Here is a 22111-nt window from a genome sequence, read left to right as displayed (position 1 = left end):
GCGCGGTCACGATGATCGGCAACGACCGTCCGCCGCAGATCGGCTACCCGGCCCGCGGCCGGGCGGGGGTCCACGGTCGTCCTGGCTCAGGCGTCCGTCTCGGCCCAGGCCGCGTAGCCGCCCAGCAGGTCGCCGGCGCCGTCCAGCCCGTGGTGGCGCAGCAGGCTCGCCGCCACCGAGGAGCGGTGGCCGCCGGCGCAGTGGACCACCACCGGCCGGTCGGTGGGCAGTTCGGCCAGCCGGCGGGGCAGCTCGGCGAGCGGGATGTGCAGCGAGCCGGGGATGCGGCCGGCCTCCCGCTCGGCCGCGCCCCGGACGTCGACCACCAGCGGCGGACGCTCGCCGGCCAGCGCCGCGCGCAGCTCGGCGACCGTACGGCGGGGCGCCGGGCGGACCTCGTGACCGGGGTGACCCGGGCCGCCGAGGACGGCGGGGACGTCGGCCAGGTGGCCGGCCACCCGGTCGAAGCCGATCCGGGCGAGCCGGGTGACGGTCTCCGCGCCGCGCCCCTCGGGGGCGATCACCAGCAGCTCGCGGTCGGGCGTCAGCACCGTCCCGGCCTGCTCGGCGAAGCGGCCGTCGGCGGGGACGTTCAGCGCGCCCGCCAGGTGGCCGGCGGCGAACTCCAGCGGGTCGCGGGCGTCCACCACCACCGCGCCGGCCGCCCGCCGGGCCAGGAACTCCCCGGGGTCGAGCGCGTGGGTGGCGGCCGGGTCGAACAGCCCGTGCGCGCGCCGGTTGAGCTCGGCGTCGTAGCCGAAGTAGCCGGGTGCGGCGGGCTGGCCCTCGGTGACCAGTGCGACGAACTCGGCCTCGGTCATCGGCGCGCAGGCGTAGTTGCCGGCGCGCTGCTCGCCGATGGTGGAGTGGCGCTCGGTGGAGAGGTTCTTGCCGCAGGCCGAGCCGGCGCCGTGCGCGGGGAAGACCCGGACCGCGTCGGGCAGCGCCATCAGCTTGCGCTGCACGCTGTCGTACAGCATCCGGCCGAGCTCCTCGGCGGTGACCCCGGCGGAGGCCAGCAGGTCGGGCCGGCCGACGTCGCCGACGAACAGCGCGTCGCCGGTCAGCACCCCGTACGGGACCTCGTCGGCCGCGTGCTCGCGGACCAGCACGCTGATCGACTCGGGGGTGTGGCCGGGGGTCTCCAGGATCTCCAGCTCGACCTCGCCGAGGGTGATCCGCTCGCCCTCGGTCAGCCGGCGGATCGGGTACTCGGTCTCGGCGCGGTGCCCGTAGCCGATCCAGGCGCCGGTCCGGGCGGCCAGCTCCAGGTGGCCGGCCAGGAAGTCGGCGTGGAAGTGGGTGTTGATCACGCCGACCACCGTGAAGCCGTTCGCCCCGGCGTCCGCGAGGTACTCGTCCACGTCCCGGCGCGGGTCGACCACCACGGCCCGGCCGGTGGAGCGGTCGGCGATCAGGTACGAGGCCTGGGAGAGGCAGTCGAGGTAGTACTGGGCGAAGAACACGGGACCTCCTGGTGCGGGGTGCCGGCCCGGAAACCTCCGGGCCGACACCTCGACCATACCCCCGTGGGTATTTCTCGGCGAAGCGGCGGGACTGTGATCTGCGATACGGGTGGGGGTATCCGACCTCGGGCGTTCCGATTCGAGTCCAGGTTCAGGTCCAGGTCCGGGCTCACTCCCCGCCGAGGGCCAGCGCCGCCGTGACCACCAGCTCCTCCATGCCGCGCAGGAAGCGCTCGACGTCCGCGCGCGGCAGCACGCTGCCGTCCGCCGTCATCGCCAGCTCCAGACTGCCCGGGGTGCGCGCCGCGTCCAGGGCGAAGGACAGCCCCCGGCGCGGCTCGAACTCCACCGGCCAGCGCAGCGTCGTCCGCTCCAGGGCCCGCTTCAACGGCTCCTCGCCGGCCGGCCCGGCCGTCCGGGTCGTCGGTGCCAGGTCGAGGGTGTCGTTGAGGATGCAGGAGCGGTCCGCGAGCGGACCCTGCCCGGTGAGCTCCGCCACGTCCTGATCCAGCAGCCGCCGGTTGAAGTAGGCGTGGCTGTACGCGGCCAGCGAGCTCGCGTGCGAACGCCGCAGCACCTCGGTGAACTCCCCGTCCGCGTCCGGCAGATGGAACAGCGCGTCGCCGGCCACCACGCTCACCGCGTGCTCCAGTCCGGGCAGGAAGCGGTTGTTGACCACCACCTGCATCACCGCCTCCGAGCCGCCCGACAGCCGGGCACTCATCGCGGCGGCCGCGCCGAGCAGCACCGAGGGCGTGCTCACCCGCAGCCCCGCCGAGACCAGCGGCACCGCCCTGGCCAGGGCGGGGGAGTCCAGCACCGCGTTCGGGAACGGCGCGGCCGGCCCGGCCGGCGGGAACAGCCGCTCCGGGGCGAGCCGCAGCTTGCGCCGCCAGTGCTGCCGGGCCCGCGCGTCCCGGCGCTGCCCGCGCTCCGAGACCTGGAACGCGGCCTCCTCCAGCGGCTGCAGGGACGGCCGCAGCCGCGTCAGCGAAGCCGCCGACTCGCCCAGCACCAGCGCGGTCAGGTTGTTCACCAGGCATCGCATGCCGAAGCCGTCCACCGCCGTGTGCGACAGCGCCAGCGTGAAGTGCCGTGCCAGACCCGCCACTTCGACGAAACCGGCGCGGATGGGCCACTGCTCGGAGACGTCGAACGGCTGCCCGGCAAGCTCGTCGCGCAGACGCCGCCCGGCCTCCGCCACCTCCGCCGGGTCGTCCGCGCAGCGCCGTACGGCGACGGCGAGCCTACCGCCGGCGTCCACCACCTGCTCCAGCCGGCCCGCGTCGTCGGCGCGCAGCCGGGTGCGCAACCCGTCGTGCAGCATGAGCAGTTGCCGCAGACCTTCGAGCAGGGCCGGTATCGGCACCCCCGGCTCCAGCGGAACCGCCGTCACGATGTTGTACCGCGGCGCGTCGGCCGGCCCCAGCCCGCTGACCGTGTCCCAGATCGCCTGCTGCCCCCAGGTCGCGGGCCCGGCCCCCGACCGTCCGGACGCGAGGGCGATCTCCAGCTCTGTACTCGTGGTCACCGTGCAACTCTCCGATGGGCGAAAGCGGATGAGGTTCCTGGGGCCGTCTTCAAGCCCTGGGGCACGAGTGTGGACTACCGGAGGGCCGCCGTCGAGGTCCAGACCAATTCGATGATCCTGGGCCGGGCCGGGGCGGGGGAAGGCGATGGCGGAGGGGTCAGGAACGGTCGGCGGTCACCAGGTGGTAGTCCAGCAGGCCCTCCTGCCAGGCCGTCAGGAAGTCGCGCGTCCAGTGGCCCTGCGGCACGGTGTCGCGCAGATAGCGGTCCAGCCCCGGCCAGATGTCGGCGCCGATCGACTCCGTGCGCACGGCGCCGAAGCCCGCGGCCGTCAGGTCGGCGGTGAAGCCGTCCAGCGGGTGCGCCACGTCCAGCCCGTCCGCGAAGCTCTCCAGCAGCTCCGCGATCCGCCCGTCCGCCGCCGGGCCGGAGCTGAAGAAGGTGGTCACCACCAGCCGCCCGCCGGGCCGCAGCACCCGGGCCGCCTCCTTGGCGAACCCGGTCAGCTCACGGAAGTGCTGGGCCGCCTCCACCGAGTAGACGCCGTCCAGCGAGGCGTCCGCGAAGGGCAGGTCGGCGGCGGCGCCCAGGGCGTAGCCGAGCCGGTCGGGGAAGGTGGCCAGCGCCCTGGCGTTGACCGCGCGGGCCCGCTCGATCTGGTCCGGGTGGATGTCCACCCCGGTCACCGAGGCGAACTGGAACTCCCGCAGCGCCAGCGCCGCCCCGAGCCCGCGCCCGCAGCCCACCTCCGCCACCGCCGGCCGCCCGGTGGGCCCGGGGAGGGCCCGCAGCACCCGGCGGTACAACTGCTCCTGGCTGCGCACCCGCTCCTCCTGGCCGGGCGCGGTCAGGTCGATCCCGCTCCAGTCGCCGAAGTTGATGAAGCCCCCGGCGAAGCTGGCCGCCGTCGCCAGGTCGTCCTCGCCGTACGTCCGCCGCACGGCCGGGGGAATGTGGTCCCGTTCCATCGCTGCCCCGCCTCCTCGCCGCGTCCGGCCCTCGGACGCGCGCCGGGGTACGTACCCAAAGCGGTCCGGGCGGACACGCGCGGTGACGAACGGCGGGCGTGGGTGACCGACGGGTACCGGGATCCGGCGGTCCGCGCATCACCGGGCGGAGACGGGGTACCGGGGCGGGGAGGCGGGCCTGGCGGGCGGCCCCGTTCACCCGGTCGGGTGTGTGGGGGCGCGGGTGCGGGTGGTAGGGGACAGGCTGGGGCGACATCCGTTCGCCGGGATTGTGGGGAGTGCGATGGTGGGTGAGCCCGTGACGCCGGGCCGGGCGCGGCTGCTGGCGCGGTGCGCCGTACTGGCGGCGCTGGCGACCCTGGTCGTCGTCCTGGTGGCCTTCGGCGACGGCGGGCTGCTGGTGCTGCTGATCGGCCTGCTGGCCCTGGCGGGCGGGGCGATGGGCGCCTGGTGGTTCTTGTCCCGGCGCGGTGCGGTCCGGGTGTTCGGCGCGCTGCTCGCGGTCGCCGCGCCCGTCGCGCTGCTGGTCGGCTTCACCGTGGCCGGGCTCTGGACGGAGGCGCTCACCGCGTTCCTGCTGTGGGGCGTGGCGCTGGCCTGCGCCCGGTCGGCGCTGCGCCGGCCCGGCCGCCCGGCCCGGGTGCACGGCACGCGCGCGCACCGCCCCCGGCACCCGGTCATCCTGATGAACCCCAAGTCGGGCGGCGGCAAGGTCGGCAAGTTCCACCTGGTCGAACGGGCCGAGGAACTCGGCGCCCGGGTGATCCTGCTGCGGCCCGGGGCCGGGCAGGACGTCGCCGAACTGGCCCGCCGGGCCGTCGCCGAGGGCGCCGACCTGCTGGGCGTGGCCGGCGGCGACGGCACGCAGGCGCTGGTGGCGCAGATCGCCGCCGAGCACGACGTACCGTTCCTGGTCGTCTCGGCCGGCACCCGCAACCACTTCGCGATGGACCTCGGCCTCGACCGCACCGACCCCTCCCGCTGCCTGGACGCGCTGACCGACGGCGAGGAACTGCGGATCGACCTCGGCACGGTGGCCGGCCGGGCCTTCGTCAACACCGTCTCCTTCGGCGTCTACGCGGACATCGTCCAGCGCCCCGAGTACCGCGACGCCAAGGCCGGCACCATCCTCGACGCCATGCCCGACCTGCTGGCCGGCGCCGGCGAGCGCCTGGACGCGCAGGCCGACGAGGCCAGGCTGAGCGAGCAGCAGGCCCTGCTGATCAGCAACAACCCGTACGGCTCCGGCGACACGCTCGGCACCGGCCGCCGGGCCCGGCTCGACGGCGGGGTGCTGGGCGTGATCGCCATCCGGGTGGAGAACGCGGCACAGGCCGCCGACCTCGCCGTCCGGGGTGCCCAGGCGAGCGGGCTGAACGTGCTCACCGCCCGGCGGGTGGAGATCACCGCCCGCACCGGGAGCATCCCGGTGGCCGTGGACGGCGAGGCGCTGACCCTGCCCACGCCCGTCGTCTGCGACCTGCGCCCGCGCGCGCTGCGGGTCCTGGTGCCCCGGGACCGGCCCGGCACGGTGGCGCCCACCCCGGCGCTGAACTGGCGGGACATCCTCGATCTCGCCCTCGGCCGGCCGTCCGCCGCGGCGCGGGACGCGGGGGAGATGAGGGCGGGGGACCCGGCGGTGCGGGAGGCGGCGGGGGAGATGAGGGCGGCCGACCCGGCGGGGACGGCCGACCCAGCAGCCCAGCGAACCGGGAGCACACCGTGACCGAACCCCAGCACGCCGCCGCGGACGCCGCCGGCGCCACCGAGGAGGGCCCCGGCCGGCCCGTGCGCGGCGGCCTGTCCGGCCTGCTGGCGGACGGCCGGGCGGTGCTCGGGGACTTGCGGACCATCGACGGCGCCCTCTACGCGGCGGTCGCCGCCACCCCCACCCCGACCCTCGACCGGAGCCTGCGCCGGCTCTCCCACGCCGCCGACCACTCGAAGATCTCGTTCACCGTCGCCGTGGGCCTCGCCCTGTGCGGGGAGCGCCCGCGCCGGGCCGCGGTCGTGGGGGTGGCCGCGATCGCCTGCGCCTCGGCCGGGGCCAACCTGCTCGGCAAGCGGCTGGTCCGCCGGGCCCGGCCCGACCGGGAGGCCGCCCGGGTGAGCGTGGACCGGCACGTCCCGATGCCGGCCTCGGCGTCCTTCCCCTCCGGCCACACGGCCTCCGCCGTCGCCTTCGCCACCGCCGTCGGCACGCTGCTGCCGGTCACCGCGCTGCCGCTCGCGGCCCTCGCCTCGGCGGTCGGCTACTCGCGCGTCCACACCGGGGTGCACTACCCGGGCGACGTGGCCGCCGGCGCCGTCCTCGGCACCGCCTGCGCGACCGCCACGCTCGCCGTCGCCTCGGCCTGGTCGGGCCGCCGGGCCCACTGAGGCCCGGAGCGGTCGCAGGCACGGCTCACGCTCGGCGGCCGCCCGATGCTCAGCGGCCGCCCGGGCGGCGTTCGGCGTCCCGGCGGGCCTGCTCGCGCAGCAGGGAGTCGGCGGGCAGGACGTCCTCCGGGAAGTCGGCGACCTCACCGACCCGGCGGACCTCCAGGACGTCGCCGGGCTCGAACGGCACCTTGCGGGCCCACTCCCGCGCCTCCTCCGGGGAGGCCACCTCGATCAGCCAGAAGCCGGCCAGCAGCTCCTGCGTCCCGCCGAACGGGCCGTCGGCGACGCTGGTGGCGCCGTTCTCGCCGAAGGTCACCCGGAACCCCTGGTCGCTGGGGAGCAGGCCCTCGGCGGAGAGCAGGACACCGGCTCCGAGCAGCTCATCGTTGTAGCGTTCCATCGCCGCGAACACCTCCTTGCCGGGCATCACGCCCGCCTCGGATTCGGCGGTGGCCTTGACCAGCATGATGTAGCGCACGGTGGTGCCTCCTTCGTCGGGAGCCGAGGGCGCGCGACCCCGCCCCGCTCTCCACCCTCCTCCGGACCGCCGGAAGCCTCCACCGGACCGCCGGAAGCCTCCACCGGACCGTGGGAACCCTCCACCGGACCGCCCGCGCGGGGGCGCGACGGCTCCGCGGTGTGCTTCCCGCCCGTACGGCGGTGTGGGTGCGGGCCCGCCCGTACGGCGGCTCAGCGGCGCGGGCCCGGACCGCCGAGGTCGTCGTGGCCCAGGTGCTCGCCCGGGGTGGCCAGCTCCTCGACCGTCTCCGCGGTGACGACCGCGCCGGAGGAGCGCTTGCCGCGGCGCAGCCGCCGCTCCAGCCAGCCGGCGAAGGTGGTGAGCGCGAAGTTCAGCACCACGAAGATCACCGCGACCACGGTGAAGCTGGCGATGGTGTTGGCGCCGTAGTTGGCGCTCATCGGGCGCACCGAGGCCAGCAGTTCGGAGAAGCCCAGCAGCGCCCCGCCGAGCGCGGTGTCCTTCACGATCACCACCAGCTGGCTGACGATCGCCGGCAGCATCGCGGTGACCGACTGCGGCAGCAGCACGTAGCGCATCGTCTGGCCCTTGCGCAGGCCCAGTGCCTTCGCGGCGTCGGACTGCCCCTCGGGGAGCGCCAGGATGCCGGCCCGGACGATCTCCGCGAGCACCGAGGCGTTGTACAGCACCAGGCCGGTGACCACCGCGTACAGCGGCCGGCTGTCCGGGCTGACGTCGGTGAACTCGGCGTACGCCGCGTTCGCGAACAGCATCAGGATCAGCACCGGGATGGCCCGGAAGAACTCCACCACGGTGCCGGCCGCGCCGCGCACCCACCGGTGGTCGGAGAGCCGGGCGATGCCGAACAGGGCCCCGGCCGGCAGCGCGATGACCATGGCGAGCGAGGCGGCGATCAGGGTGTTCTTGAGGCCGGGCAGCAGGAAGGTCTCCCAGGCCCGGGAGTCCGTGAAGAAGGGCTGCCACTTCTCCCAGGCGAGCTGGTTCTTGTCGGCGAGGCTCTGCACCACCCACCAGGCCACGGCGGCCAGCGCGATCAGGAACGCCACCGTGAACAGCAGGTTCTGGCGTCGGGCCCGCGGCCCCGGGGCGTCGTACAGCACCGAGGCGCGGGTCATCGCCGCACCGCGACCTTGCGGCCCACCCAGTTGAGGAACAGCCCGGTGGGCAGGGTGAGGCAGATGAAGCCGAACGCGAAGATGGCGGAGATCAGGATGAGCTGGGCCTCGTTCTCGATCATGACCCGCATCAGCGCCGCGGCCTCGGCGACGCCGATCGTCGCGGCCACCGTGGTGTTCTTGGTCAGCGCGATCAGGACGTTCGTCAGCGGGCCCACCACCGAGCGGAAGGCCTGCGGGAGCACGATCAGCCTCAGCACCTGGGAGAACCGCAGGCCCACCGCGCGCGCCGCCTCCACCTGGCCGATCGGCACGGTGTTGATGCCCGACCGCAGCGCCTCGCAGACGAAGGCCGAGGTGTAGGCGATCAGGCCGAGCACGGCGAGCCGGAAGTTGATCGTGGTGAAGTTGTCCGCGCCCATGGTGACGCCCAGGGTCTGGAAGAGACCCAGCGAGGTGAAGACGATGATCACGGTGAGCGGGATGTTCCGGACGATGTTGACGTACGACGTGCCGAACCCCCGCATCAGGGGCACCGGGCTGACCCGCATGGCGGCCAGCAGGGTGCCCCAGATCAGGGAGCCGATGGCGGAGTAGAAGGTGAGCTGGATCGTCACCCAGAAGGCGCCCAGCAGGTCGTAGCCCTGGAGGAAGTCGAACACGGCGGTGGGATCACGCGTTGGGGACGACGACGCCGATCTGCGGCGCGGGCTCGTTCTGGTAGTTGGCCGGGCCGAAGTTCTTCTGGACGGCCGCGTCCCAGGAGCCGTCCTGGACCATCTGCTGCAGGGCGGTGTTGATCTTGTCCTTGAGCTCGCTGCCCTTCTGGACGCCGATGCCGTAGTTCTCGTTGCTCATCTTGAAGCCGCCGAGCTTGAACTTGCCCTTGAACTGCTCCTGCGCGGCGTAGCCCGCGAGGATCGAGTCATCGGTGGTCAGCGCGTCGATGACCTTGTTCTCCAGACCGGTCAGGCACTCCGAGTAGCCGCCGTACTCCTGGAGCTGGGCGTTGGGCGCGATCTTGGTCTTGACGTTCTGCGCCGAGGTGGAGCCGGTGACCGAGCAGAGCTTCTTGTTGTTCAGGTCCTCGGGCTTGGTGATGCTGGTGTCGTCCGCCCGGATCAGCACGTCCTGGTGGGCCAGCAGGTACGGGCCGGCGAAGTCGACCTTCTCCGAGCGGGCGGGGGTGATCGAGTAGGAGGCGGCGATGAAGTCGACGTCGCCGCGCTGGAGCAGCGTCTCGCGGTCGGCGCTCTTGGCCTCCTTGAAGACGATGTCGCCGGGCTCGTAGCCCAGCTGCTTGGCGACGTAGGTGGCCACGTCGACGTCGAAGCCGGTGTACTGGCCGTCCGGGGTCTTCAGCCCGATGCCCGGCTGGTCGTACTTGATGCCGACGGTGATCTTCTCCCCGCCGCCCCCGGTGGTGGCGCTCCCGCCGCCCGAACCGCCGTCGTCGTCCCCGCAGGCGGCGGCGGTGAGGGACAGCGCGAGCGCGGTGACGGCCGCGGCGGTGACCTTGGCGAGCTTCATGGTGTCCATCCCTCGTGCGAGCGGGCAGTGTTCCCCCTCCACGATCCGCCCATCGGCCGGGAACTCCACGCCGTCCGCGTCCGAACGGGCGAACGCTGCCGTTCGCCCGGCCGAGCGGAATCACGCGGCCGGGCGAACGGGCCCGCGCGATCGGACGCACGGGCCCGTACGGCGCCGGCGGACGGGACCGTGCGATGCCGGTGGGCGCAACAGTGCGGTGCCGACGGCCGCGCCCGCGCCGGAAACCGGTTGCGCCGGGCCGGTACGGTGATTGACGGACCGTCGACAAGAGAACGCCGAGGAGCGCCCCGTGACCGACGAACGCCCCGCCCCGCCGCTCACCGGCGGTGAGCGCGAGACCCTGCGCGCCTACCTCGACTTCCACCGGGCCACGCTCGCCATGAAGTGCGAGGGCCTCACCGACGAGCAGCTGCGCCTCGCCGCCAGCCCTCCGTCCACGCTCAGCCTGCTCGGGCTGGTGCGGCACATGGCCGAGGTCGAGCGGACCTGGTTCCGGCGGGTGATCGACAAGCAGGACCTGCCGCTGCGCTGGTCCCCCGAGGACGGCGACTACCAGGCGGCGTACGACCCCACCGGCTGCACCCGAGAGGAGGCCTTCGCCGCCTGGGAGGAGGAGGTGGAGCACGCCCGCCGGATCGAGCGCGAGGCGCCCTCCCTGGACGTCACCGGCCACCAGCCCCGCTGGAACGCCGACGTGTCGCTGCGGCTGGTCATGCTGCACCTGATCCACGAGTACGCCCGGCACAACGGCCACGCGGACTTCCTGCGCGAGGGCGTCGACGGGACGGTCGGCGCCTGACGTCCCGCGGGCAGGGCTTCACCAACTGAGCAGGTACGCCCCCCGCAGCAGCCCGTCCAGCACGGCCGACGCGGTGGCGGGCGCGTCCAGCCCGGAGCTGTCCACGGCGTGCCGCTCCAGCGCCCCGAGGTCGGCGAACTGGCCGTGCAGGTCGCGCACCGGGTCGGGGTCGGTCAGGGCGTCCGGCCCGCGCCCGGTGGCCCGGCCCAGGGTGGTGTCCAGGTCGGGCCGCAGCACCACGTAGTGCAGCGCCGAGCCGGTCGCCCGGGCCTCGCGCCGGAAGGCGTCCAGGAACCACGGCCCGACCACCCCGTCCACGACCACCTGGTAGCCGCCCGAGGCGAAGCCGAACGCGGCCTGCGCGATCACCGTCATCACCGTGCCGTTCTGCCGGTGCGCCTGCGGCAGGTACGGCGGGACGAAGCCCTGCCGGATCGCCGACCAGAAGTCGTCGGTGTGCAGGTGCACGCTCGGGAACAGCCCGTCGGCCAGCAGCGGCGAGACCGTGCTCTTCCCGGCCCCGGGCGGACCGGTGAGGACGATCACACCGCCCGCGCCCCGGCCGCCGCCGACCTGTGCGCCCCGCCCCGCCGCCCCCGGCCCACCCTCGGTCGTTCGGTTCACAGCTGCTGATCCCTTCGAGGGCCGGGACGGACGGTCGGACGTGCACGCACGGCCGGGCGGGGACGATCGGGCCCACCGCCGGCCGGGTCGCTCGTGACGGAGATCAACCTAGTCCAAACGGGTGGCCGCAGTCCTCCCGGCCACCGCCCCGCGGGCTCCGCGTCACCCCTCCTCGCCGCCCAGCGTGATCGGGTTGGTGGGCGCGGCCATCGGGCCCCGGGGCAGCTCCGGGCCCATCGCGTTGCCCCGGCCCGGCGAGCCGTCCGACCGGGGCCTGCGCACCTCCGCGCGGACGTGGCAGGCCAGCGAGGCGGTGGTCCGCCAGGGGGCGCGGTCGGCGGGCGGCTGTGCGGTGTGCTCCTCGGTCATCGGGTCCTCCGGGGTCGGGGCTCGCGGCTCGGGCGCGGGGGGCGAGTGTGCGGGGGTGCGGGGTTTCGGCGGGCGGAGCGGGCCCGGGGTGCCTACCCCCGCCGGTGAACCGTTCGTGAACCGCCGGTGAGCCGAGCGCCACGGGTATCGGCCGAATCGGGGAGCCGGGGGCGGTGGCGGGGGTAACGACGGGGGTGGAGTGGGGAGGGTTGAGCGGATGATCGGCTTGTCGTACTGAAAGTCTGGGCCCATGGGGCGGTAGGGAGGCTGGCGTGGCGCTGACCCGGCGGAGGGTGCTGGCGGTGGCGGCCGGCGGAGCGCTGGCGGGCTGCTCGCGACCCGGGGCGCCCGCGTCCCCGGCTCTCTCGGGAGCCGCTCCGCCGTCCACCGAGGCCTCGTCCGTCGCGTCCTCGTCCGCCCTGCCCCCGTCCGTCACGTCCGTGCCCGCACCGGCGTCCGCCCCTGCCCGGCCGCCGCTGCTGGGCCGCGCGGCGGTGGTGGCCGGGTACGGGGGCCTGACGCCGGAGTGCTGGGGGCTGGAGGTGCCCGGCGTGGCCACCCGGCTGCCGGACGGCGAACGGGCCCTCGCGCTCACCTTCGACGCCTGCGGCGGCCCCGGCGGCAGCGGCTACGACGCCGAGCTGATCGCCCTCCTGCGGGAGCACGCGGTGCCCGCCACGCTCTTCCTCAACGCGCGCTGGATCGACGCCAACCCCGCCGCCTTCGAGCGGCTCGCCGCCGACCCGCTGTTCGAGATCGCCAACCACGGCACCGCGCACCGCCCGCTCTCGGTGACCGGCCGCTCCGCGTACGGCATCGCGGGCACCCGGGACGTCGGCGAGGTGTACGACGAGATCGTCGGCAACACCTCGAAGCTCACCGCCCTGCTGGGCCGGCCGCCCCGGTTCTTCCGCTCCGGCACCGCCCACTACGACGAGGTCGCCACCCGGATCGTCGCCGGGCTCGGGCAGCGGGTCGCCGGGTTCACCGTCAACGGGGACGGAGGCGCGACCTTCACCGCCGCGCAGGTGCACGGCGAGGTGGCGGCCGCGCCGCCGGGCGCGATCGTGATCGGGCACCTCAACCACCCGGGCGGCGGCACCGCGCGCGGCGTCGCCACGGCCCTGCCCGCGCTGCTCGCGGCGGGCCGGCGCTTCGTCCGCCTCTCCGACGTGGTGGGCTGAGACCTACCCGCGCGGGACGGCGATCGCCGTGGCGAGCAGCCCGTCGCGGGTGGCCCAGCGGCCGGTGAACCCCTCCAGCGGCCGGCCGTCGACGGTGGGGCCGGGCACCAGCAGCCGGGCGCGGAAGGTGCCGTCGGGCGCCAGGCTCAGCTCGGCCTCCGAGAAGTCCAGGAACTGCCCGGCCAGCGGGAACCACGCCTTGTACACCGCCTCCTTGGCGCTGAACAGCAGGCGGTCCCAGGAGACCTGGCGGTCCGTCGCCAGCAGCGCGGTGACCTGCTCGCGCTCGGACGGCAGGGCGATGGTGCCGAGCACGCCCTCCGGCAGCGGCTCGTCCGGCTCGGCGTCGACGCCCAGCGAGTGCAGGTCGCCGGTGCGCGCCACGGCGGCGGCCCGGTACCCGGCGCAGTGGGTCATGCTGCCCACCACCCCGTCCGGCCAGCTCGGCGCGCCCAGGCGCCCGGGCACCAGCGGACGGTAGGCCACCCCGAGGCGGCCGAGCGCGGTGCGGGCGCAGTGCCGGACCGTGCCGAACTCCCGCCGCCTGGACTCCACCGCCCGTGCCACCGCCAGCTCCTCGGCCGGCTCCAGCCGGGCCTGCGGCACGTCCTGGTAGGCCACCTCGCTCACCACGCTCGCGGGCAGCAGTTCGCCGATCATCGGTCCCCCTCGGTCACTCGTCTTCTGGTCCCGCGCGAGCGTAACCCGGCGCGGGGGCGGTCGCGCCGGGTCACGGGTGCGCGATGGATCACTCGAAGGCGGCCGCCGCCTCGCGCAGGGCGCGGGCCACCGTCTCCGGGTCGTACGGGGCCGGAGCGCCCGGCCGGTAGGTGACCGAGTGCAGGCCGCCGGTGTAGCGGAAGGTGCGGTGGCGCTCGTACACCGGCCAGGAGACCGGGGACTTGCGGTCGATCCCGACGCTGATGCCCTGGAACGGCGCCATGCCGATCAGCTGGTGCACCGGGCCCAGCCGGCCGGTCGGGACACCGTCGACGAGCAGGCGGAACTCCCACTTCAGATCGGCCACCGCGGTCGCCTCGACCGTCACGGTGTGCGCGCCCGGGGCGAGTTCACCGCCGTCGGCCTCGTGGAGCCCGCCGTACTCGTTGTAGGCGAACCGCAGCCGGCCGTCCTCGACCCGGAGGCTGTAGCCGCCGCCCTGGTCGCCGTGAGAGACCAGCACGCCCCGGTCGTCGGGGCCGTGGGCGTCGAGCCGGACGTCGACGGTGAAGGAGCGGAAGGAGATCAGCCGCGACGAGCGGTAGCGTTCCAGTTCGGGCGTGCCGGCGAGCAGGGTGAGCGGCCGGCGCAGCCGGTCGTCCTCCGGGCCGCGCAGGGCGAGCGCGCCGCTGCCGTCGGCCAGCGGGAAGACTCCGTCGCGCCAGGCGGCGGCCTCCCAGGCCGCGGCCAACTCCTTGACCAGATCGGGGTGTTCGACGGCGACGTCGTGGATCTCGGTGGGGTCGGTGCGCAGGTCGTACAGCGCCCATTCGCCGTCGTCGTAGGGCGCGCCGAAGCGGTGCAGGGTGACCAGCTTCCAGCCGTCGCGGTAGTAGCTGCGGTTGCCGGTCATCTCGCAGTACTGCTCGGGGTGGGTGCCGGGGGCGTCGGGCGCGCGCAGGACCGGGGCGAAGCTGACGCCGTCGAGCTCCTGCACGGTGCGGCCGTGACGGGTCTCCGGCCTTTGCAGACCCGCGAGTTCGAGCAGCGTGGGGACCAGGTCGGTGACGTACTGGTACTGGGTGCGCACGCCGTCGTCGCCCTCGGCGCGCGGCAGGCCGGCCGGCCAGGAGAGCACGAAGGGGACCCGGACGCCGCCCGCGTAGGTCTGGCCCTTGTAGAACCGGAACGGGGTGTTGGAGGCCATGCCCCAGCCGCGCGGGTAGTGCACCAGGCTGCGCGGGCCGCCGATCAGCTCGATCTCCCGCTCGACGTCGGGGTTCCAGTCGGACGGGAGGTTCGGGTGGTGGACGAAGCGGCTGAAGTAGCTGCGGGTGCCCTCGGGTCCGCCCTCGCCGGTGCCGCCGTTGTCGGAGGTGAACAGGATGATGGTGTCGTCGAGTTCGCCGAGGGCGGCCAGGGTGTCGGTGAGCCGGCCGAGGTTCTGGTCGACGTTGTCGACCATGGCCGCGTACACCTCCATGTAGCGGGCGTACAACTTCCGTCGGGGCTCGTCGAGTTCGTCCCAGGGGCCGACATCGTGACCGGCCTCCGAGTTACGTTCGGGCAGTTCGGTGCCGGGCGGGAAGTGGCCGGCGGCGAGCTGGCGGGCGAAGCGGGCGGCGCGCAGCTCGTCCCAGCCGCCGTCGTAGCGGCCCCGGTGGCGCTCCAGGTCCTCCGGCTTGGCCTGGAGCGGGCCGTGCACGGCGTTGTGGGCGAGGTAGAGGAAGAACGGCTTCTCTGCGTCGTGCGCGCGAAGCGACGTGACCATGGCGATCGCCTGGTCGGTGAGGTCGTCGGTGTAGTAGTAGCCGTCCGGGAACTCGTCGATGTCCAGGGGGCTGTTGTCGCGGACGAGTTGGTGCGGGTGGAAGAGGCTGGTGAGGCCCTCCAGCACGCCGTAGTAGCGGTCGAAGCCCTTCTGCAGCGGCCAGTTGGCCCGGTCGTCGGCGGCGTTGGAGGCGGAGTCGCGGGTGAGGTGCCACTTGCCGACGGCGTAGGTGGCGTAGCCCTGGTCGTGCAGGAGCTCGGCGAGGGTGGGGATGTCGTCGGCCACCTCCATGCCGTACCCGGGGAATCCGGGGTCGGCGTTGGCGACGAAGGAGTAGCCGACCCGGTGCGGGTTGAGGCCGGTGAGCAGGGCCGCGCGGGCGGGGGAGCAGAGCGGCATGGTGTGGTAGTTGGCCAGCTTGACGCCCTGCTCGGCGAGCCGGTCCAGGGTGGGGGTGGGGATCTCGGAACCGAACGGGCCGATGTCGCTGTAACCCATGTCGTCGATCAGCACGACCACGATGTTGGGGGCGCCCTTCGGCGGCCGGGTGCGGGCCGGCCAGGCGGGCGTGGACTCGGCGAAGGTGCGGCCGACCGTCCCGGGGAAGCCCTGGTACGGGTCCCGGCGGGCCGGGTCCTGTGGGGTCGCGGCGGCGGTGGACGCGGTGGTGGGGTCCGCGTGGTCTGCGGGGTGGTCGGTCATACGGCGCTCCGGGCGGTGTCGCGTGCGGTGGTGGTCCGGTGGTCGGTGCTGCGGCCTTCGCCGCCGAGGGTGTCGGCGGTGCGGCCGTCGGTGGTTGGGCCGTCGGTGGTTGGGCCGTCGGTCGGGTCGGCCTCGTGAGTGCCCAAGTGGGGGACGGCGGCGAGGAGTTCGGCCGTGTACGGGTGTGCGGGCGCGGTGGCGACGCGGTCGGCGGGCCCGGTCTCGACGATCCGGCCGCCGTGCATCACGGCGATGCGGTGACTCACCTGGCGTACGACCGCGAGGTCGTGGGCGATGAAGAGCACCGCGAGGCCGAGCTCGCGCTGCAGCTCGGCGAGCAGGTCGAGGACCTGGGCCTGGACCGAGACGTCCAGTGCGGAGACCGGCTCGTCGCAGATCAGCACGCTCGGCTCCGGAGCCAACGCCCGGGCGATGCCGATGCGTTGGCGTTGTCCGCCGGAGAAGGCCCCGGGCCGCCGGTCGGCCGCCGCCGGGTCCAGGCCGACCCGCTCCAGCAGTTCGGCCACCCGGGCCGCCCGCGTGGCCCGGTCGCCGAGGCCGTGCGCGATCAGCGGCTCCGCGAGGATCCGCCCCACGGTCATCCGCGGGTTGAGGGAGGAGTACGGGTCCTGGAAGACCATCTGGATCTCCCGTCGCGCGGCCCGGCCGGCCCGGGCCAACTCCTCGCCGCGGAACAGGATCTCGCCCGCCGAAGGGGCGTGCACCCGGACCAGCGCCCGGGCGAGGGTGGACTTGCCGGAGCCGGACTCGCCGACCAGGCCGAGCGTCTCGCCCGGGTACAGCTCCAGGTCGACGCCGTCCAGCGCGGTCACCCGGCGTCGGCGCGGCCCGTACGTCTTGCGCAGCCCGCGTACGGCGAGGATCGGCCGCTCGCCCGGGGTGCTGTTGGCGGCCGCGGTGGAGGGGGTCTCCAGCCGGGGTACGGCGGCCAGCAGGCGCCTGCTGTACGGGTGCCGCGGTGCGCCGAGGACCCGCTCGGTCGGACCGTGCTCGACCACCCGGCCGTCCTTCATCACCAGCACCCGGCGGCAGGTGCGGGCGATCACGCCGAGGTCGTGGCTGATGACGACCAGGGCGGTGCCGGTCTCGCGGTTGATCCGGGCGAGCAGCCGCAGGATCTGCCGCTGGACGGTCGGGTCGAGCGCGGTGGTGGGCTCGTCGGCGACCAGCACGTCGGGCTCGTTGGCCAGGGCGAGCGCGATCATGATGCGCTGGCGCTGGCCGCCGGAGAACTGGTGCGGGTGGTCGCGCAGCCGGGCGGCGGCGTCGGGGATGCCCACCAGGTCCAGCAGTTCCACGGAACGCGCGGCCCGGGCCGCCCGTGCGGCCCGTGGGCCGTCCGGCCGGGAGCCGTGCGGCCGGGAGCCGTCCGCCCGTGGGCCGTCCGTCCGGCCGGCGTGCGCCCGTAGCGCCTCGTCCAGCTGGCGCCCGATCGTGAGTACCGGGTTGAGCGAGGACATCGGGTCCTGGAAGATCATGGCGATCCGCCGGCCCCGGACGGCCCGCAGCTCCTCCTCGGGGAGTTCGGCGAGGTCGCGGCCGTCCAGCCGGACGCCGCCGCCGGTGATCCGCCCTCCGGGCGGGAGCATCCGCAGCAGCGCCAGCGCGGTGGTGGACTTGCCGGAGCCGGACTCGCCGACCACCCCGAGGCTGTCGCCCGGGGCGAGGTCGAAGGAGACCCCGTCGACGGCGGTGGCGCCGTCGAACCCGACGGTCAGGTCGCGGACTTCGAGGACGGTACTCATCGGCGGATCCCCCGGTTCAGGGCCTCGGCGATCAGGGTGAGGCCGAGCACCAACGCGGTGACCGCGATCAGCGGGGCGGCCGCGAAGGTGGGGTGGGTGGACAGGTAGGCCATCGACTGGCTGAGGATCGAGCCGAGCGTGGGCTCGGGCGGGCGGACCCCGAAGCCGAGGAAGCTCATCGCGCCCTCGATGAACACGGCGATCGACAGGGCGACGGCGCTCTGCACGATCAGCGGGTCGATCGCGTTCGGCACCACGTGGCGCAGCAGCACCCGGGCCCGGGAGGCGCCGCCGACCCGGGCGGCCAGGGCGTACTCGCGCTCGCGCTGGACCAGGATCCCGGCCCGCAACTGCCGTCCGAAGCCAGGGATCTCGGCGAGCACGATCACGATCAGCACGGGCCAGCGGCCGGGGCCGAGGACGGCGGTGACCGCGATCGCCAGGATCAGCCCGGGGAAGGCCAGCAGCAGGTCGAAGGCGCGCTGCACGGCGAGGTCGGCCCAGCGCGAGGAGGCCGAGAGCAGGGCCAGCGCACAGCCGAGCAGGGCGCCCAACGGTACGGCGGTGAAGGCGATCGCGAGGTCCGTGGAGATGCCGTGCAGCACCCGGCTGAACAGGTCGCGGCCGAGGTCGTCGGTGCCGAACGGATGCTCGGCGCTCGGCCCGGCGAGGGCCAGCGGGCCCTGCGCGGTGGGGTCCCGGTCGGTGAGCACCGGGGCGAGCAGCCCGGCGAGCGCGACCAGGCCGACCAGGGCCAGCCCGGTCAGGCCGAGCCCGCCGGAGAGCGCGGCCAGGTAGGGGTTGCGCGGGCGAGCCGTGGCCGTGGCGGGTGCCGGGGTCGTGGTGGCGGTGGTGGCGGTCATCGGGGTCACTCCCACCTGATCCGGGGGTCCAGCCACGCGTACACCAGGTCGGTGAGCAGCTGGACGATGACGTGGACGGCGACGAGCAGCAGCAGGAGGTCCTGCACCAGCGGGTAGTCCCGCCGGACCACGCCCGTCTCGACCAGCTGGCCGAGCCCGGGCCAGGCGAAGATCGCCTCCACCAGGACGGCGCCGCCGAGGAGTTGGCCGATCTGCAGGCCCAGCACGGTGACGGCGGGCGGCAGCGCGTTGGGCAGTGCGTGCCGCCAGACGATCCGCCGCCGGGAGACGCCGAGCGCGGTCGCGGTCCGGACGTAGTCCTCGGCGAGCGCCCGCTCCAGCCCGTCCTTGAGGTAGCGGGCGAGGATCGCGGCGCTGGGCAGGGCCAGGCAGAGCGCGGGCAGCGCCAGATACTGCAGCGCCAGGTCGGGGGCGGTCAGCAGGGACTCGTGGCCGCCGGCGGGCAGCAGCCGCAGGGTCACCGCGAACAGCAGGACCAGCAGCACCCCGGTGACGAAGGGCGGCACCGCGAGCACGGCCGTGGTGATCGCCCGGACGGCCGCCGAGGCCGGCCGGCGCTGGGTGGTGGCGCCGATCACGCCGAGCGGGACGGCGATCAGCACCACCAGCAGCAGGGCGGCGAGGGTGAGTTCGACGGTGGCGGCGGCGCCGTCGGCGATCAGGTCGGCGACCTGCCCGCCGATCGCGTAGCTGGGCCCTAGATCGCCGCTCAGCAGGTCGCCGAGCCAGGAGAGGTACTGGCCGGCCAGGGGCCGGTCGAGGCCGAGCCGGGCGCGGACCGCGGCGACGGTCTCCGGTCCGGCGTCCGGTCCGGCCAGCGAGGTGGCCGGGTCGCCCGGGATCAGCCGCAGGATGAGGAAGACCGCGAAGGAGGCCAGGACCAGTACCAGCAGCCCGGACGGCAGTCGTTTGAGGAGGTAGGGGCGCATGGGTCAGGCCGTCAGGTAGGCGTCGTCGAGGGTGAGGTAGCCGAACTTGTTGAGGGTGGCGCCGCGCACCTTGGCGCCGGCCACCTCCACCAGGCCGCCGATGGCGAGGTCGATCACGAACTCCTCGTCCAGCAGCACGTCGGTGATCCGCTGGTAGAGCGCCTTCGCCTCGGCGCTGTCGGCGTCCGGCCGCTTCCAGGCCCGCTGCACGATGTCGGTGTAGGCGGGGGAGGAGAAGTGCGAGCTGTTGCGCGCCTCGTTGAACGGGTACGCGCTGACCGCCAGGGTGGCCGGGTTGAGCTGGGCGAAGCCGTGGCTGAGCGTCCAGAGGGCCGGCATGGTCTGGGAGATGAGCTGCTTCTGCATGGTGGCCGAGTCGGTGGGCTGCAGCACGGTCTCGATGCCGACCTGCTTGAGGTCGTACTGCAGGATCTGCGCGATCGCCGTGCCGCCGGGGGTGTTGGAGTGGCCGAACGGCAGGGTGATCCCGGTGAGTCCGGCCTGCTTGAGCAACTCCCTCGCCTTGGCCGGGTCGTGGCGGTAGTGGGTGGCGCCGGCCTCGGTCCAGGCGGGGGAGGAGCGGGGCCACGGGGTGGCCGAGACCTGCCCGTACCCGCCGAGCGCCTGCTGCACCAGCCGCTCGCGGTCCACCGCCCAGGCGATGGCCTGCCGTACCCGCTTGTCCGAGACGTGCTCGGCGGTCAGGTCGGCGCCGATGTAGTAGGCGCCGGACCCGGTGGCGTATTCGGCGATCCGGAACTGCGGGTCGTTCTTGAGCGTGGCGACGTCCTTGCCACGCAGGTCGTAGGCGAGCTGGCTCTGGCCGGTGCGCAGCGCGGACAGGTGGGCCTCGGCCTGGGGGATGATCCGGATCTCCACCCCGTCCAGGTAGGGGCGGCCGGGGTTCCAGTACGCGTCGTTGCGGGCGAGGCTGATCGAGGTGCCGGGCTTGCGCTCGGTGAAGGTGAACGGGCCGGTGCCGATCAGCTTGGTGCCGGCCACGGCCTCCTCCACGGTGGCCGCGTCCGGGATGATCATGAACTCGAAGAGGTCGAAGAGGTTGCTGACCGGGTGCGCCAGGACCAGCGTCAGCTCGTGGTCGCCGTTCTTGCGGAAGTCGGTGACGGCGGCCGCGGTCGCCCTCAACTGCGCCGAGCGGGCCGGGTTCTGGAGGTTCTTGACGGCGAACACCACATCGTCGGCGGTGAACCTCCGGCCGCTGTGGAACCGGACGTCCTCGCGCAGCTTGAGCGTGATGCTCAGGCCGTCCGCGGCGAGCTGCCAGGAGGTGGCGAGCTCGGGCTGCGGCCGCAGCCGGTCGTCGTACCGGGTCAGGGTGTTGAAGACGAGCCGCTGCACCAGGGTGTTGGCGCTCACCGCGAACAGCAGGCTCGGCGTGACGTCGATCCCGGCGGACACCTGGAGCACCCCGCCGCGACGCGGGGTGGCCGAGGCGCCGGCGCCGTCCGCGGCCGTGCCCGCCGTGTCCGCGGCCGAACGGCAGGCGGCGAGCGAGAGCAGGCCGACTCCGGCCAGGCCGCCGCGCAGCAGGTTCCGGCGGGAGAGGCGGGAGGGGGACGACGGGTCGGTGGGGCTGGTGGCGGGGCCGTTCCAGGTCATGGCAGGAGCACCTTCGGGGTGTCGGATTGGGTTCGGGGGGAGGGGGCGCAGGGGCGGACGGTGCGCAGCGGGCTCGCGTACAGGGCGCCGAGCACCGCCGCGCCGGCGGCGGCCGCGAGGGCGTCGGCGCCGCGCTGCTGGACGACCACGGACTGCGGGTCCCACTCCGGGTCGCGGGCGAGGTGCGAGCGACGGCGGACCTCGGCGCGCACGGCGTCCAGGTACCGGGCGTCGAGGGTGGCGAAGGTCTCCGTGAGTACCACCAGATCGGGGTTCACCACGTCGGCCAGCAGGGCCACCATCTCGCCGATCATCCGGGAGCGCCGCAGCACCATCCGGTCGGCCCGGGGATCGCCGGCCCGGACGGCGGCGATCAGCTTGAAGCGGTCGGGGGCGTCGATGACGCCGGCGGCGGCCGCCGCCTCGAACAGCGCGGTGTCCGAGGCGGCGGCCACGAAACAGCCCCGCCGGCCGCACCCGCACAGCGCCCGGCTGCCGGAGACCCGCAGGTGCGCCAGGTCACCGGTCGCCGACCGCGGCCCCAGGTGCACCCGGCCGCCGACCGCCAGCGCCGCGTCCACCACATGGCCGACGAACAGCTGGACCAGGCCGCCCCGCGCAGCCGGACGCCCGAAGAGGATCTCCGACTGCGCCAGCGCCCGGGCGTGGTTGTCCACCTGCACCGGCAGCCCGGTGGCCCGCTCCAGAAGCTCGCGCAGCGGCACCTCGCGCCACCGGAGCGGAACATGGCTGACCGTCACCCCACGCGTCGGGTCCACCGAACCACCCGAGACCGCGCCCAGCCCGACCACCGTACGGCCGCCGGCCGCCGCGCCCGCCAGGAAGCGCGGCAGCCGCTCCAGGACCGGCCGCAGCACGGCCGTCCCGGTCCGGCCGCGGTTGCCGAACTCCTCGCGCAGCAGCACGTTCCCGCGCAGGTCCAGCAGCGAGAGCGTGGTGTACGGCAGGCCCAGGTGCACCCCGGCCACCGCCAGCCGCCCGGTGTCGACGTCCACCGGCCGCTGTGGCCGGCCGACGCCCGAGGAGGCGGCCAACTCCGGCCGCTCGCAGAGCAGTCCCAGCCGCACCAGGTCGACCACCTGCCGGGACACCGCGGCCGGGCTGAGCCCGGTGAGCGCGGCGACCCGGCTGCGGGCGATCGGCCCGTGGTCCAGCACGGTGCGCAGCACGGTGGCGGCGTTGACGTCCCGGCGATCGTCCCCGGGGCGGGGGGCGAGGTGGTCGGTGGGCATCGGGGGCCTCTCGGGGGGGGGGGGCTGGTCAGGCTT

The 22111-nt window shown here is 74.6% G+C and carries 20 protein-coding genes; 4 read left to right on the top strand and 16 right to left on the bottom strand.

The features are described from left to right. Positions 1-86: 86 nt before the first annotated feature. The 3 genes from ACWEQL_RS06205 to ACWEQL_RS06195 all read right to left on the bottom strand — a co-directional run bounded on the left by ACWEQL_RS06205 (position 87) and on the right by ACWEQL_RS06195 (position 3964). Positions 87-1466, bottom strand: coding sequence for an MBL fold metallo-hydrolase (locus ACWEQL_RS06205; protein WP_452148990.1), 1380 nt, complete (start codon positions 1464-1466; stop codon positions 87-89). Between the two features lie 169 nt (positions 1467-1635). Beyond that, a complete protein-coding gene (locus ACWEQL_RS06200; RefSeq protein ID WP_452148989.1) occupies positions 1636-2997 on the bottom strand; it encodes a condensation domain-containing protein in 1362 nt (453 codons plus the stop codon). Positions 2998-3154: 157 nt separating this feature from the next. Next, positions 3155-3964: a class I SAM-dependent methyltransferase gene (locus tag ACWEQL_RS06195; RefSeq protein ID WP_452148988.1), complete on the bottom strand. Its 810-nt coding sequence runs from the start codon at positions 3962-3964 to the stop codon at positions 3155-3157. Positions 3965-4247: 283 nt separating this feature from the next. Here ACWEQL_RS06195 and ACWEQL_RS06190 point away from each other — a divergent pair, with 283 nt between their 5' ends. Then, positions 4248-5690 (top strand): diacylglycerol/lipid kinase family protein, encoded by a 1443-nt coding sequence (locus tag ACWEQL_RS06190; protein WP_452148987.1) that lies wholly within the window; start codon positions 4248-4250, stop codon positions 5688-5690. Then, the gene (locus ACWEQL_RS06185) at positions 5687-6343 is read left to right on the top strand and encodes a phosphatase PAP2 family protein (RefSeq protein WP_452148986.1); all 657 of its coding nucleotides are present in this window, start codon (positions 5687-5689) and stop codon (positions 6341-6343) included. The genes ACWEQL_RS06190 and ACWEQL_RS06185 overlap by 4 nt, the downstream gene beginning before the upstream one ends. Before the next feature lie 49 nt (positions 6344-6392). Here the strand turns inward: ACWEQL_RS06185 and ACWEQL_RS06180 are convergent, their stop codons facing one another. The 4 genes from ACWEQL_RS06180 to ACWEQL_RS06165 form a co-directional block, all read right to left on the bottom strand. Next, positions 6393-6824, bottom strand: a complete 432-nt coding sequence (locus ACWEQL_RS06180; protein WP_452148985.1) for a YciI family protein — start codon at positions 6822-6824, stop codon at positions 6393-6395. 212 nt (positions 6825-7036) lie between these two features. Further along, entirely contained in the window at positions 7037-7963 is a 927-nt protein-coding gene (locus ACWEQL_RS06175) for an amino acid ABC transporter permease (protein WP_452148984.1), read from the bottom strand. Next, positions 7960-8625, bottom strand: a complete 666-nt coding sequence (locus ACWEQL_RS06170) for an amino acid ABC transporter permease (protein ID WP_452148983.1) — start codon at positions 8623-8625, stop codon at positions 7960-7962. Before ACWEQL_RS06170 ends, ACWEQL_RS06175 begins: the two co-directional genes overlap by 4 nt. A 10-nt stretch (positions 8626-8635) precedes the next feature. Continuing rightward, complete coding sequence (locus ACWEQL_RS06165) at positions 8636-9493, bottom strand: glutamate ABC transporter substrate-binding protein (RefSeq protein ID WP_452148982.1); 858 nt, start codon at positions 9491-9493, stop codon at positions 8636-8638. Positions 9494-9803: 310 nt separating this feature from the next. Between ACWEQL_RS06165 and ACWEQL_RS06160 the strand changes: the two genes are divergently transcribed. Continuing rightward, positions 9804-10313, top strand: a complete 510-nt coding sequence (locus ACWEQL_RS06160; RefSeq protein ID WP_452148981.1) for a DinB family protein — start codon at positions 9804-9806, stop codon at positions 10311-10313. A gap of 18 nt (positions 10314-10331) precedes the next feature. Here the strand turns inward: ACWEQL_RS06160 and ACWEQL_RS06155 are convergent, their stop codons facing one another. Together ACWEQL_RS06155 and ACWEQL_RS06150 are read right to left on the bottom strand one after the other, a co-directional pair. Then, on the bottom strand, positions 10332-10937 hold the full coding sequence (locus tag ACWEQL_RS06155) for an AAA family ATPase (RefSeq protein WP_452148980.1): 606 nt from the start codon (positions 10935-10937) through the stop codon (positions 10332-10334). A 162-nt stretch (positions 10938-11099) separates the two neighbouring features. Next, positions 11100-11306, bottom strand: a complete 207-nt coding sequence (locus ACWEQL_RS06150) for a hypothetical protein (RefSeq protein ID WP_452148979.1) — start codon at positions 11304-11306, stop codon at positions 11100-11102. Between the two features lie 272 nt (positions 11307-11578). On the opposite strand from ACWEQL_RS06150, the gene ACWEQL_RS06145 reads away from it, so the two are divergent. Next, positions 11579-12490 (top strand): polysaccharide deacetylase family protein, encoded by a 912-nt coding sequence (locus ACWEQL_RS06145; protein WP_452148978.1) that lies wholly within the window; start codon positions 11579-11581, stop codon positions 12488-12490. 3 nt (positions 12491-12493) lie between these two features. On the opposite strand, the gene ACWEQL_RS06140 is transcribed toward ACWEQL_RS06145, so the two are convergent. The 7 genes from ACWEQL_RS06140 to ACWEQL_RS06110 all read right to left on the bottom strand — a co-directional run bounded on the left by ACWEQL_RS06140 (position 12494) and on the right by ACWEQL_RS06110 (position 22075). Further along, complete coding sequence (locus ACWEQL_RS06140; protein WP_452148977.1) at positions 12494-13150, bottom strand: 4'-phosphopantetheinyl transferase family protein; 657 nt, start codon at positions 13148-13150, stop codon at positions 12494-12496. Between the two features lie 88 nt (positions 13151-13238). Continuing rightward, complete coding sequence (locus ACWEQL_RS06135) at positions 13239-15623, bottom strand: arylsulfatase (protein ID WP_452148976.1); 2385 nt, start codon at positions 15621-15623, stop codon at positions 13239-13241. Then, positions 15620-17389: an ABC transporter ATP-binding protein gene (locus tag ACWEQL_RS06130; RefSeq protein ID WP_452148975.1), complete on the bottom strand. Its 1770-nt coding sequence runs from the start codon at positions 17387-17389 to the stop codon at positions 15620-15622. Before ACWEQL_RS06130 ends, ACWEQL_RS06135 begins: the two co-directional genes overlap by 4 nt. Then, the gene (locus ACWEQL_RS06125; RefSeq protein WP_452148974.1) at positions 17386-18252 is read right to left on the bottom strand and encodes an ABC transporter permease; all 867 of its coding nucleotides are present in this window, start codon (positions 18250-18252) and stop codon (positions 17386-17388) included. Before ACWEQL_RS06125 ends, ACWEQL_RS06130 begins: the two co-directional genes overlap by 4 nt. Positions 18253-18257: 5 nt before the next feature. Further along, positions 18258-19202 (bottom strand): ABC transporter permease, encoded by a 945-nt coding sequence (locus ACWEQL_RS06120; RefSeq protein WP_452148973.1) that lies wholly within the window; start codon positions 19200-19202, stop codon positions 18258-18260. A 3-nt stretch (positions 19203-19205) separates the two neighbouring features. Further along, positions 19206-20822 (bottom strand): ABC transporter substrate-binding protein, encoded by a 1617-nt coding sequence (locus ACWEQL_RS06115; RefSeq protein WP_452148972.1) that lies wholly within the window; start codon positions 20820-20822, stop codon positions 19206-19208. Further along, positions 20819-22075, bottom strand: a complete 1257-nt coding sequence (locus ACWEQL_RS06110) for an ROK family protein (protein ID WP_452148971.1) — start codon at positions 22073-22075, stop codon at positions 20819-20821. Before ACWEQL_RS06110 ends, ACWEQL_RS06115 begins: the two co-directional genes overlap by 4 nt. Positions 22076-22111: the final 36 nt, after the last annotated feature.

The sequence above is a fragment of the Kitasatospora sp. NPDC004240 genome (assembly GCF_053603215.1).
This window is presented reverse-complemented; position numbering and strand designations above follow the sequence as displayed.